Source organism: Yersinia canariae, assembly GCF_009831415.1.
GTDB classification, from domain to species: Bacteria; Pseudomonadota; Gammaproteobacteria; order Enterobacterales; family Enterobacteriaceae; genus Yersinia; species Yersinia canariae.
Genome location: NZ_CP043727.1, coordinates 3,798,782 through 3,812,394 on the forward strand (window position 1 = coordinate 3,798,782; position 13,613 = coordinate 3,812,394).

Here is a 13,613-nt window from a genome sequence, read left to right on the forward strand (position 1 = left end):
TTTTGATGACACAACCCTATTATTCATAATGTGTTCCCTAAAGTCTCTCTCTGCCTGGGCATATTTACCGGCCAGATATTCTTATTAGGCATTAACAAATAAATTTTTACTGAATATTTGAGGATGAAACCAGCAATGCATAGCGGTTCAGCAATTGAGTAAACCGGCTATCAATCTGCTGACGCAGTGCCGGGGACGGGGTTTGCCCTGACTCGGACTGTACCTGATACTGACGCAGCAGTTCTTCCAGCGGTAAGGTCTTTTCCAGCGGTTGCTGTATCGCAAACACGACGGTTTTTAGCTCAGAAACCGTCATATAACGCCCCTTTTTCTCATCCAATCCATTCAGCCGCTCAGCCAACTGCCGTAAACGTTCTTGCGCCAATGCATAGTGTTTCAACTCGACCAATGGCGCAGCACCGGCTTCTCGCTGCTGCTCCCACCAGGCACTCAGTCGTTTGACTTCTTGACTCGCGGGCCACAATTGCTGCATCTGAGCTAACAATCCGTCCCCCCGCATTTGTGCCCATAACGGCGGCATCATCGCCAGTTGATCCAATTGTGAACGGCTCGCCTGCAGCACAGGTTCGGCCAAGCGCGTCCACTCGGCATCTGAGGACTGTTTTTTCAGTTCAGCTATTGATTTAGCACTCAGCAGTGTCGGCAAAGGACTGGCATTAGCGAGCAGTGTTTCCCGTAAAGAATTGGATGACATCGATTGCCAAATATAGATACACGCAGTCATCAACACAGCCATCAATAATAAGCCGGCAACAAAACCGTGCCCGGCCTTCCAGCGCGGAGGGGGAGGTGACGGCGGGGATAATGCGACCTGAACACTCGGCGGGGCCGGTTCGTTGACGATATAGACGAGCGGAGTGTTAGTTGCGGTAGACGATAATGCTGGTTGTGGCGGCAATTCGGGTTCAGAGACACCTGCGTGCCGCACCGGCACACTCAATCGGGCAGGTGTTTCAACGGCCGCCTCGGCGCTTTCCAGCCGCAATGCGGCGTTATGTAACATCAGGCGAACACCATCCAACCTACTCAGATGCTTGAGTTCCAGCGTTTGCAGTTGCGTACACAATTGTTCCAGCGCCTGTTCTGCGCGGTAAACCAGCGCCAGATCACCGTAACACAGGGTCATGGTGCGCCAGACTTGTTGCAGCCGGTCACTCAACCAGGCCAATAATTCAACCCGTGCATGAGTTTGTGGCGGCCACAAGGTGCTCCATTGATGAGAGAGTAATCCCGCCAACAGTTCCAGCCCCTCACACAATCCAGCCAATCCCGCGATGTGCGTGCGCGCCAAGGTAAAATCAACGGTGGTCTGCAATTCAACCCCATTTTGACGAAACAGCGCCAAACAAAGCTGCTCAACCCGGCCCCAATCGACATCCGGACGGGCGGGATGATGTAACTTGCCAATTTCGTTACGTAAAGCGCTGAATTCAGCAAAATGACGCGGATCGCCACCGGTTTTCAGCGTGCGTTCGGTATTTGATATCATGAGATTGCCTTCCCTGACTCTGCGTTAAAATCACTCACCCGGATTGAGATAGTGTTGTTGCTTAAGATGGCGCATCAGAACCCGGCCTTCCGGCATAAATGCGGTGCCATAACGCACCAACCCTAGCCCTTTTAGTTCCGCCTCAATGGCGTACTCCAGATGGCCGGGGGCGCTCTGCGGTAACAGCAACACCTGTAAACTTTTCAGACGCGGTTCGTATTTGAGCAAAACATCAGAGAGAGTGTTAATCAACTGATGAGCTGTACCCGGCATACCTTGTAATATTTTAGTCATATCCGGTAGTCCAAAATCAGGTAAATGAGAAATAGTTCCAGCTCGGGAGTTCAAAATACGTTGGATATTATCCAGTACCGACAAGATGACTTGTTCTTCTTCACTCAGTGCATCGAGTGGTAAATCACCCGTGAAGTTACCGGTGAGGACTTCATATAAAGAGGGAGAGCTTTGGTTCATATATTTACCTAACTGAATATATATTACATTGATAACGTATCTGTGCAAAAAAAAATAGTCGCTGACTTAATCCATAGAAAAAATTATCGCTATCGTTACTTTCAGGAAATAACACTTGTTCACAAGTCATAAATTTAAATGGTCAGCGGAACTGATATAAGAAATAACTTTAGCCATCACCTTAATTTATCTCTTCGCGGATCATGTTAAGTTCACCATAAAAATTAATTGATAAAAATACTCAGTAAATGAATGGGCCAATGATGGAGTATAACTTAACGTATTTACTTTTATTTAAAAACACTAAGTTTAACCAAACTAATAATGGCATTACTTCTACTTAATATGGCGCTGAATTATGAACTATTTTCTTGTTATGAATTTTATTTTCAATAGTAATAATTAGCATCACAAAAAAATACCCCATCAATGCTATGATAACCTTGAACACACAGTTTTTATTTTTCCCACACCCCATATTTTCTAGTCGCCAAAATAAAAATATATCCATTTACTACACTCCCCCCCATCAACATGACCCTGAGAGGATGCAATGAGTACCATTCAAAAAACAAATAACATATTCCAAAAAATAAAATTGCAAAATCCACCCTAAATTCCACGAACAAAGTGACAAATAAAATAGGGGATGCAATCAATAAAAAATAGAAAGATATAAATATCATTCCAACACTTCTGTGGGAAGTAACATTAAACATACTCATATACAAGGCCGACCCAAAAATGTAACTACCAATTATAATAACCATTGATATAAAAAAAATTATTAACTTTAAAAAAAACCTATTTTTTCTTCTATACCCCATACTTTTCTAACTCACTTTTACCTATTGGTTTACCTAGAAATACTGGATCAATTGAATAACTGTTTCCTGTGAAGATTTCGTCATCAGATTGATAGATCGCAGACATTACAAATAAGAAAACTGACAAGCACGGGTATTCTTCTATCTTGATATTACTATTTAACTGACTATTTACATTCATGAAGAGTCCAGCCAGACCAACCATCATCTGAAGGATATAAAACATCGATACCGGACCATTCTGGTTCAATTTGATCTGAGAATTGGTATTCCCAAAAATACCAGGCAGAACTTTTCATCTCCTCATTTTTTTTGTTATAGACAATGAAAAATGATTGATTTGAAAATAGCTTTAGCACTCGCCCTATTCCGGCGTAAGGTTTGTAGTCTGGAACGTAAGTGATAAAATAACATGCGTTAGATTTATTCCAGTATTTAGCACTTGGCGTGGCGTTTTTATATGCCAGAATTTTTATTAAAAACAAACCAACCATCATTAGAGCCATTAAAAACAAAAAAATAAATAGCGTAAGTTTGATTTTTTTATGCACTTTATTTTCCACTTACGATATATTATTCTATATCAATGACATTTAAATTAATAATAATATCTACGGGTATTTTCTTAACTTCTGAATAAAAATACCCCCCACAGCATCGCTATATTTATATTTTTCTCTGTACTTAACAAAGGCGCTATTGGTGACTAGATAATAACTTTCACCATTATCTTTTATACTCTCGCTTCCTAGAAGCTCGCTTACAACACTTGGTTTTATGACTCCACCCACCCCCAATAACCTAACGGTTGATCGTCACCATCACTCATGAAAGCAACCATTACTTCCTATAAATCATCAAAATCCAGAGGCATTATTTTTATTGGAACTTTTAGCATAAAGAAACAATCACTTACTTCATCATAAAATCACTAAAAAATTTATCTATGGGGAAGTTAATTTAAATCTAAAGCTCAGTCATTAAAGGAATAAAAACCATATCAAGAAGTTTTATTTCAACATTATTAGCCTTGTCTATATGTTATTTATTATTTTCATCAAGAATATCTTCAATTGAAAAAGTGATAGTTCCTTTTGGTTTATCAGCATCCACTACAGGAATAATTTTAGCTGCCTCCTGAATTAACTCTGGCAAAACAAAATGAAAAACATACAGCATTCAACCTACACATAGTCTATCTGGAAATACATTTAGCCCTAACACTCTATATCCTTTAGAATCGACACTCACATAAGAGCAGTTAAAGAAACTGGCTACACGTGATATAAATACCACAAAGTTAGAACAAATAGCCTTTTCACTTTGCGGTACTAAACTAATCTCTACACTAACTCGGTTTCTTTTATCATAAAACATCTTTCTATAACTAACTCCACAACTATGATCATCATTACCGACATCCCGCACCCCTTCAATAAATAACGACTTATTTTTATAAAATTTACGAATCCATTTAGAATGGGTTCGTTCGGATATAGTCCTATATTTAAATGCAACTTGGCTTAGGGCCTGTTTTCTTGAATATCCCTGCTCATACCATTTCTTTAGTCTGAAAGATATCATCAATTTCCCCAACAATGAAATTAAAGTGCCTCAACACCTCAGAGAATTCGATATCATCTACTTAACTTCGAAAATCAAATCTCACAATAAATATAGCATCCATTATTAATGGCTCCCATCTAACAATGATATCTTTCAATGTAAAAAATAGGAGAAGGATACTCACCATATTGTTACATTTTCGTCATAAATAAATGCCTTTAACTGATTTTATTCAAAAAAATCAACATTGCTTTTTTTTTTGTGTAGTAAGCACTGCTGATTTCAGGTCTACTCTGACTAAAAAAAGCTAACCAGCGTTTTATTTCCCTGGCTAACTTTATCGATAACGCTCCAAGTTTGATAAGTAATAAATTTGCAAACCGGAGTTTTCGAAGACTCCATGTGGCAGTTAAGTGTCTTATCTTTATATTCGTCAATTTGACGAGGGGTGAGTTAAATCACTATTATCGACAATACACAAACCCATCATCACAGATATGTATATAAATCATCAACAGTTGCACAAATAAAATTACCTGAAGTATTCTCTACTCGCTAAAACAAACTTATATTATTTTATTAATCTATCGTTATATAATACCGTAAAAATGCCATTTTAACATAGAGAAAACTGGAATGTGCACCTGAAAATTCAAGTGCACATTAGCTATGAATATTCAGTAATTAATCGTATTCCCTGTCCCCACCGAGGAAAGCAATTCGTTCCTGCGTCATTTTCGTTTGGCACTGGTAGATTTTAATTCTATTTTGGGACGGTGTAGTCGCTGACTCCGCATCAGACAATTTTCCACATTTAGTCACTTTTTCATTCACCCAAGCAACCTGCTCTTTTTTCATAGATGACCTAATTGCGTCCGGCAATCGCTTCCAAACATCATTTAGATAAGCGTCCTGACTTATATAATCGTTTTTTACACCATTCAATTTTTCATTATAGTTACGGCTAATAATGTCATCTTTCGTGACTGCCAGAATAGTTGCCTGATATAATGCCCCCGTGATGTAGCTAATACGGCTGACAGAAATATCTTTTTTATTATCTGCCAACTTGATGCTGTAGGAGTAGTCACTCCATACGACACTTCCTTTATTAAGCATTCCACCATTACTCAACAAACGGGATAGGTAATTAGGGTTATCTTTTACTACGTCAAGCGTCTCGGTGGGTATTTTAATGGCAATTGTTGCCTTACAGTTCAACTCACTACCAGTATTACTTGCAGTTGTTACATTGGAGGCATTAATACTGATACTGTTTAGCTTTTCTTGAAATACCTGAAGGTCTTTGCCATAGAAAATTGTAGTGTTTGTGATGTAATTACTCTGCAACAACCCCTCAGCCTCACCCCTAATATAATCCTGCAGTGCCTTTACTGCATCCTCCCGACCACATTTAAAATCATTACTATCACCAAAGAAACCTGCCTGAGCGTTTACAGAAAAAAATAAAACAGAGGACAATATAAAACACTTTCTCAACATTTAAAGATACCTTTTATTTTATTACAACGCAGGAGGTAAAACACCCCCTGTACCAGATTAAAAAAATCCCTGTACATATTATAAAAATTCGCCGAGGCAAATATTTAATATATATCGTCTGGATTGAGATAATGTTGTTTAAGATGACGTATCAGTACCCACCCTTAAGGCATAAGTACTGCGCCATATCACTCCAACTCGATACCATTCAGTTCAGTTTCAATGGCTAACACAATTAACCTGAACTTCAGTTCAGAGATTAAAGATACGTTGGATATTATCAAGTACCGATAAGATGACTTGTTCTTCTTCACTCACAACATCGAGTGGTAAATAACCTGTGAAGGTCTCATATAAAGAGGGGGAGCTTTGGTTCATATATCCATCTGACTGAGTATATATATTACATTGATAACATATCAGTGCAAAAAAAAAGAGTTGGTGACTTAATTTATAGAAAAAACTTATCGCCATCGTCACTTTCAATGAAATAACACTTTTCACAAGAAACAAAATCATGAGTATAAATAGTTAGCGGGACTGGTATAAGAAAAAATTTTAACCCATAACCTTCATTTATCTCTTCACGGATCATGTTAAGTTCACCATGAAAATAATTGATAAAAATACTCAATAAATTAATGGAGCAAAAATGGAGTATAACTTAATACATTTACTTTTAGTTACAAATACTCAATCTAACCAAACCAATACTGGGAATCACTTCTACTTAATATTTTTCTGTATTATAAACTGTTTTTCTTGTTATGAATTTTATTTTCAATAGCAATACTTAACATCACAAAAAAGTACCCCATAAAACCAGATAAAAACATCAATATCACTCTGAGAGGGTTTGTTCCATACCATGTGATAAACAGAATTACAAAGACTAACGCTATCATTATTAATGAAGGTCTTACTTTCAGAAATGCAGAAAAGAAAACAGTAGGCATTACTATGAAATTCATATAAAACATAACAAAACCTAATGTTACCCCTCTGCTCCGAGGTTTAAAGTGGCCCATATACAATTCATAGCCTAGTTGATGAATAGAGAAAACAACAAAACACCCCATCAATGCTATGATAATCTTGAAAAAAATTTTTTTATTTATTCCATATCCCATATTTCTCTAGCTCACTTTTATCTATTGGTTTCCCTAGGATTGTTGGATCAATTGAATGACTGATTTCAGTAACTACTGCCGCAGGATATGATTTACCTGAAGGTTTTGTTACATAAGAAAACTTATTACTAGCATAAAGAGCTCCCCTAATAACAAAATAATTATCATATTCGTTTGTATAATCAGCATCACCAGTCAGTGTTCCATCCCCCCATGATATACCTATTTGAACCGTATTCTTTATACTTTTGGTATCACGATATGTATCAACAGCAAAAGGTATTTGTCCTACAGCATCAGCCCAGTACGGAATAGCATCAATCAAAACTAAAAGATATCCTGCCCCGCCTTCAGGGTTTTGTTTCCAGTCACCTTCAAAATTTTTATAATAACTGTAAGAAAGCCTATTAACCAATGCGAATCTTGCAATATCTTCCCACGAATATACTTTGTATGCATCCTTCACATAATCTTCTTTATTTACATACAGCAATTCACGATAGTTATCGGCTAGAGGCTCAAACCATTGATATTTATACTGGTCGTAAAGTACCTGAGCCGTCAGTACTTTAAGTGAGTCTGTCTCTCCACCTCGTAAAACAAATAGTACGTCGGCGTTTTTACGTGTCACAATTAAGATATTAGGAAGCTTGATATCGTGATCCTCACCATCCTTCTCTGGTGTTGTTTTTCCTTTTATCCCTAGTTCTGTTACTTCATTTTTCGTTATGATTAGATATGATTCTCCATCCACATCAATTTCTATTTTTTTCATTAGCTATTCACTCAACTCACAAAAATCCAATATTCAGATTCACTATCGCTCTTGTCGATATATGCCTTATTCCCATTGCCACAAAGTAATTCTTTCCCATCTACATTTTCAATGCGATAGTTGACACCTGAAGAAAAGTTGATTTTCCTATCGAAATACTGCCTTACTATTTTCATCTGCTTTAATGTATCCAATGGCATTGTCGTTGCTACCGTCATCGCCGTCCTTTTCACTTTCCGCACATACTGGCTCGTCGTGCCATACTCTATTTTCCCCGGCTCGATTTTCAGATAACTGCCACCGCCGTTGAGCGTGATGCGTTTTTTACCCGCAAATAAGATGTCATCAGCTGAGGTGAGGGTAAGCTTCTGTTCGGCAAATAGCCGCATATTGCCGTTCTGGGCCTGCATCTCAACCGGACCTTCGCCCGATTTCAGACTCAACTGCCCGCTACGGGCAAACAGCCCCAGCTTGTCGCCGGTCAGCACAGTCATATTGCCCATCACACCGGCACTGATATCACCTCCGGCATTGATCACCACATTGTCACGGGCACTTAGCTGCATATCTTCACCACTGGTGAGCGCCACGCCCTGTGGGGCTGAAAAATGAATAACCTCATTGAGTGGCTCCAGCCGCTGCGTAAACATAGCCCTCTGGCTATCAATATCGGCCTTTAGCGCCTCTGCCTGTCTGGCGGCGGCTTCCAGTTGGTCAATCTGCTGCTGAAGGTGGTCTATCTCTTTAAGCGCGACATCCATATCCAATACTTGACCAACCGCTTTCTGCTGCCCATCGGCACTGACAAACAATCCTTTAGCAGCACGGATTACTCCGTATTCATCGGTGCGTAGCTCTGAGCCCGTTCCACGTGCTTTACCTTGCGCATCCACTAGATGACCGCTGTTCAGTTGGGTTTTGCCAAATTCGGTAGCGAGCTTGATATGCTCCTCGCCACGTTTGTCTTCCATCCGCAATTTTGTATTAGCGGGCGTCCTGAGAATATTGCGGGTGTGGTTATCTCGGGTGACGTGATCTGGATATTCTGAGTCGTGAAGTGCATAGGCAATATAGGGTAAATCAATATCGCCTTTGCTGAACGCTATCGCCACCTCTGCGCCATCGATCAATGGGGTATGCCAGCCGTAAGTTTCACCGGTACACGGCTTAGCCATTCGTAACCATAAATAAGCAAACCCTTGCTCCGTGCCGTTGCGGTCAACATCCAGTTTGACTCGGTAACGGCCCGAATCATCAAGCCAGGCATACTGGTCGTTCTTCTCTCGACTCTCAATTCTTGCCGGGAGTGTGCCGTGGATTTGTGGACGCGCGATTGTCGTCGGGCGAAAACAGTAACGCTCACTGTACGGGATGCCCCACACCGAAACATGCAGGTGTGAATCGCGGGCGGCGCTAAAGGTGGTGAGTGTGATAACCACGCCTTCTTTCATGGCTTCAATCACATTCCCTTGCGGCTCCAACACCATGCCCGGTGTCAGGGTGGATGCATTACTGAACAAATGAAGACGGGCGGATTGATTTAGCTCACGCTCATGATGAAGTCGGGCATAAAATGCACCACTTTCCGTTTCCGGTTCGGGGTCTGCATCATCACCTGCCGTCAAATAAGGAGCGCTGTAATGGTAATGTTCACCGGTGGTCACCGTATCGTGACGTACTTCAACAGTGGCATCCAGTGGCGTCGTGGCTAAACGGTAGTTGTAGTCACGGGTGCTGACACCCTGGGTGACAACATGATGCCAACTGCGGACGTTCCAAACAGACTCCACAGCACCGTCGTCAAGGCCAGAAGGTTCACTATAAGGAAGACGCACATCAAACTGGTAATGCAACTGGCTGTCGGCAAATATCAGCATTTCCTGTTCCGTTGCTGACTGCATTTCAGAGCGGAACCAAATACCCACTTCAGACAGTAACCGCTGAATAAACTGTAAATCCGTTTCCCGCCATTGGGTTATCAATTCTCGCGGCGGGTATGCCCGTTCAAGGCGAAAGTCAAAGTCTGGTCCTTCCAACCCATGTTGACGGAGGATCCCTTCCACGACTTCAGGCACGGACTGATTCAGGAAAACCCCACTGCTTCGAGTGTGAGAAAGTAACGCCAAGCGGGATTCAAGGATGACACGGTAATGTGACTGGTCAACCGAGGTGGACAACCATTCCAGTTGCGTGAGCACCCCGTAAACCACTTTGCCGCTGCGCATGCGCAACGTGGCATACTTCATCAGGACGTGCTCAGGCGGAATGTTCATCGCCGGAACGGTAAATTCAATATCCCAGGTAAAAGGGGTGCTTAACGCCTCACGCCCGCGAAGGCGCAGTACATTCGGTTTCACTGTGCTGTCGTTAATTTCCAGCACATAGTCGGACTGACCATCAAAAAGCCGTAACCGGTTATCCATAACGTTATCCCTTTATCGGCACCAGTGAGAACCCATTGCTACCCAATTCAATGGTGCGTGGTTTGTCTGGGTCAAGTTCATCTCGGCTCAGCACCAGACGCCAAGTGTTCTCTTTCATGTCTGGACGATTAAACAACCCTATGATGGCAACAAATTGCGTGTTCTCATCCATTGGCATGTCTAGTGTGACGTTGCCTTGCGGCATCACCAGTAAAGACCTCGAGGCCAGAATATCGTCTTTAAGTACCTTATCGGCATTACGTAGCAGGGTCTGATAGTCGGCCGAATCCACATTCTTTCTATCTTTGAGTTGATACACTCGCACCATCGTCGATAACGGTGTTTGCTCACCGTCAGCATTAATCGCAGCACGGGGAGAAAAATCCAAATGCAGCGTTTTTATCTGTTTATAAAAAATGGATTTCGTCAAATTAACGGTTCCATCTTTGACGGTCTGAGTCAAACCACAACCCACAAGCAGGACACTCAGGGTAAGGAGAAGCAGCCGCCATCCAGTGACTAGTGTTGCCATTCAGAAATTCCTTTTATTGAGTCATGAAAATAGGGGGAGTTATTCAAAGCGGTAATGACCATCTTCTGCCGGAGGTAAAGGCGTGCATGTCAGCCCTTCATAGCAGCCCAAGCTAACTGTAATAAATTGCCGGTTATCGTTGAGTTTTCCATTCTTCAGTCCGAGCAAGCCAGTGCGCCCCAACTGGATACGTCGGTTTTTTTCAAGCCGAGGCTCAGGCAGCAGTTTGACAGGCACGGTAAGGCGCAACCGTACATCACTCCGATAACCCAAGTAGACTCGCATTAGTGCCAGTAAATCAGTATGTAGCGTTCCGCCGGGAAGCCAACCATTGGCTTCTGTCGGATTAGACGTAAACAGCGTGACCTTTACACGACTGTTAGCCTCTTTGGCTGTTTTACCTAACGTCGCCCGCTGCGATAACGACACCCTATTTTCGCGACTCAAACGACGGCGAGGAGTTACATGGATTTTAACAGGATCATGCTGAACGACTGTGGCTTCAGTATCCGGTGCCAGTAGATTGACCAACGCGCGGATCCCTTCGGCATTGCGTGTGGGTAACCTCATCGTACCTAATAGCGCTAAAAAACGGGAAACTGGCGTAGCGATGTGTTCTGCCGTACCAGGAATACCAAGCCCCACTAGCCCCAACAAACACTGGGAAGTTGCGTCTGCGCCACCCGCCTCAAACGTCGCTGGGTAGGCATACTTTCGCCAAATACGATAATACTGGGTGGTGATGCGGTGATTAAATATATCCAGAAATGCCGTTAGGGCTTCATGCCCTTCTCGGCGTAAGGCTATATCATCCAAATACGAGCTAGGTAACGGGGAGTCCACACCGTACATTCCAAGAAATGTAGTTCGTACGGTGGGCGGTAAATCTGGATTATCTTCGTCGGTTTCAACGACTTTTAACTCGCTAACTGGAAATCCCATTCCCGGCCATGGACGAAAGCGCACAGGATCGGTTCCTGGGTGGCTAGTTCCCCCAAGTAAAGGGGAATTCGGCGAGGCCTGCTCCAACAACTGACAGAATCGATAAAAGTTAACGCGCCAGATATCTTTACTTAATGCTTGTGTCAGCCCGGTACGTGCTGACTGTGGTTCTCGCACCATCTCAGTCGTTTCCCTGTGGGTTGCAGCACCAGAGTTAACTGGTTGAAAAGATGTATATCGGCGTAGAGTGCAAAGAAGCGATGCAGCATCTCACCAAACAAATTCACATCGCCAATACCGGCAAAACTATCCTGATTGAGGGTAACTTCGATATCGACGCCTCTTAGCATGAACCCCCGTTCAAAACGGCGAATAAGCGTGTGTTTTACTGCGACAATAGCCTCCAGACGACGGCGATTCATCTCATCATCCGTCCAGTCATAGAGCGCCAAAGTCCCTCGGAGTACCTCTGGGTTGTCCATCATACTGAGGAAGTTTGAACCTAGGTGGCTCATCACCCGCCAGTGGAAACGGTCATTCGCAGGAGGGTACAGCGGCAGACTTGGTGCCGACAGATTGAGCACTCGAACCGGCACTTTGCCCGTTTTTACCACTCGATCCAGTAGGGTACTTTCCAGTGCTTTCCGGGGCAGTTGGCCGTTAGTGCCAGTAATGCGCATGGAGAGCGATTCTGGTTTTTCTGCCAGTTGCTCCATTTCAAAGGAACGCCCGCCGAGGATAAGCCAAGTGTCGTACAAGCCTGACGCCCCCCGTTTAACACGAGTATGATAGTAACGCTCCGGCGCATCGTGACGCATCATGCCACCTCGATGACGAAAACTGGTAAAGGGCACGTACGCATGTTTCCCGTTTTTAACCGCACCATGGATATTGTCTACGCTATATATTTCGGTATGCCCATCCTGAAGACGCAGCGGCCGCAATAAGTATTCGTTATCTAAGGGATTGAGTGTCAGTGGATCAGCTTCTAGGGTGAAGAGATTGATCACGGGAGCACAATGCAGGCGAAAGTTTTCAGTCTCAAACGGCAAGTCAGACGACCAAGCTTCACTGAGTACAATGTCAATTTCGAACCAGTTGTTATCTGGCGTCAGGCCAATGGTTTCTAATCCATTCAGTTCCACAAACATAAACTTCGGCCGAAAGCTAAAATACTCCAGCAATAACTGATAACCGCTAAAAGCAGACTCGGCTTTAGGCCACAGTCTGTCTTTATCGTCAAAGCCCATGGGTTTGCACCAACCATCAAACGTTCGGCGTTCTGTACGTGTTCCCGCATGACGGGCATACATAGCATGAACATTGCGGGTTAATGCCAGATGCAGCGCAGAGCTAACCGGACTTTCTGCATGGAGATAAATGGCAACTTTATCTATCCCAGCTTTCGCCCAGTCCGTCTTTTCCGTACATTCAAAACGTAGACGTATGGCAGAACGCCCATCGGTTTCTGTCTGCAACTGCGCATCGGCAAGGTGTAGCGGTTGAAGTGTGACACCCCGAGTGGTGCGGTATTGGCAATGGGTCTTATGTTGCCCTACAGGACGGGACAAAACAGAGAAACCCTCCGTCAATGACTCTGCCTGACGCAGATTACGCCAATCAGGTGAAAACTCGACAATTGCCAAGGACGGAATGGTGCGCATGTAATGTGGCCAGAGCAGGCTGACTAGCCCTTCCGTGAGCTCAGGTAGATCGTCATCAAGTTTTTCACGCATACGGCCCATTAGGAAAGCGAAGCCTTCGAATAGGCGCTCCACATAAGGGTCTCGACCACCAGGTTTATCCAAGTTAAGCATGGCTGCTCGGTCTGGATGGGCGCGAGTAAATTCTTTACCGGCTTCACGCAGATAGCGCATTTCGGCTTCATAGTAGCGCAGCGTTAAATCATCCATGCTCGGGGTTCCCAAAAA

At 43.1% G+C, this 13,613-nt stretch carries 11 protein-coding genes and 1 pseudogene; all 12 read right to left on the reverse strand.

Annotated elements, in window-relative coordinates; all coding sequences use genetic code 11:
• Nucleotides 1-106 precede the first annotated feature (106 nt).
• Nucleotides 107-1,510 carry a VasL domain-containing protein gene (locus F0T03_RS17530; RefSeq protein ID WP_159679743.1) on the reverse strand — a complete coding sequence of 468 codons (1,404 nt, stop codon included), beginning with the start codon at nt 1,508-1,510 and terminating at the stop codon, nt 107-109.
• 30 nt (nt 1,511-1,540) lie between these two features.
• Entirely contained in the window at nt 1,541-1,984 is a 444-nt protein-coding gene (gene tssE / locus F0T03_RS17535) for a type VI secretion system baseplate subunit TssE (RefSeq protein WP_159679745.1), read from the reverse strand.
• Nucleotides 1,985-2,978: 994 nt separating this feature from the next.
• Nucleotides 2,979-3,362 (reverse strand): hypothetical protein, encoded by a 384-nt coding sequence (locus F0T03_RS17545; protein WP_246169908.1) that lies wholly within the window; start codon nt 3,360-3,362, stop codon nt 2,979-2,981.
• 490 nt (nt 3,363-3,852) lie between these two features.
• Nucleotides 3,853-3,990 (reverse strand): hypothetical protein, encoded by a 138-nt coding sequence (locus tag F0T03_RS21735; protein WP_246169909.1) that lies wholly within the window; start codon nt 3,988-3,990, stop codon nt 3,853-3,855.
• A complete protein-coding gene (locus F0T03_RS17555) occupies nt 3,991-4,395 on the reverse strand; it encodes a hypothetical protein (protein ID WP_159679749.1) in 405 nt (134 codons plus the stop codon).
• Nucleotides 4,396-5,061: 666 nt separating this feature from the next.
• Nucleotides 5,062-5,880 (reverse strand): lysozyme inhibitor LprI family protein, encoded by an 819-nt coding sequence (locus F0T03_RS17560; RefSeq protein ID WP_159679751.1) that lies wholly within the window; start codon nt 5,878-5,880, stop codon nt 5,062-5,064.
• Nucleotides 5,881-6,138: 258 nt separating this feature from the next.
• Nucleotides 6,139-6,258, reverse strand: a pseudogene (locus F0T03_RS21950) (type VI secretion system baseplate subunit TssE); the annotation flags it as partial.
• A 732-nt stretch (nt 6,259-6,990) separates the two neighbouring features.
• Nucleotides 6,991-7,785, reverse strand: coding sequence for a hypothetical protein (locus F0T03_RS17565; protein ID WP_159679754.1), 795 nt, complete (start codon nt 7,783-7,785; stop codon nt 6,991-6,993).
• Between the two features lie 11 nt (nt 7,786-7,796).
• Nucleotides 7,797-10,208, reverse strand: coding sequence for a type VI secretion system Vgr family protein (locus F0T03_RS17570; protein ID WP_159679757.1), 2,412 nt, complete (start codon nt 10,206-10,208; stop codon nt 7,797-7,799).
• 4 nt (nt 10,209-10,212) lie between these two features.
• A complete protein-coding gene (gene tssJ, locus F0T03_RS17575; protein WP_159679760.1) occupies nt 10,213-10,740 on the reverse strand; it encodes a type VI secretion system lipoprotein TssJ in 528 nt (175 codons plus the stop codon).
• A gap of 39 nt (nt 10,741-10,779) precedes the next feature.
• Entirely contained in the window at nt 10,780-11,862 is a 1,083-nt protein-coding gene (gene tssG / locus F0T03_RS17580) for a type VI secretion system baseplate subunit TssG (protein WP_159679763.1), read from the reverse strand.
• Nucleotides 11,826-13,595 (reverse strand): type VI secretion system baseplate subunit TssF, encoded by a 1,770-nt coding sequence (tssF, locus tag F0T03_RS17585; RefSeq protein WP_159679765.1) that lies wholly within the window; start codon nt 13,593-13,595, stop codon nt 11,826-11,828. The genes tssG and tssF overlap by 37 nt, the downstream gene beginning before the upstream one ends.
• Nucleotides 13,596-13,613: the final 18 nt, after the last annotated feature.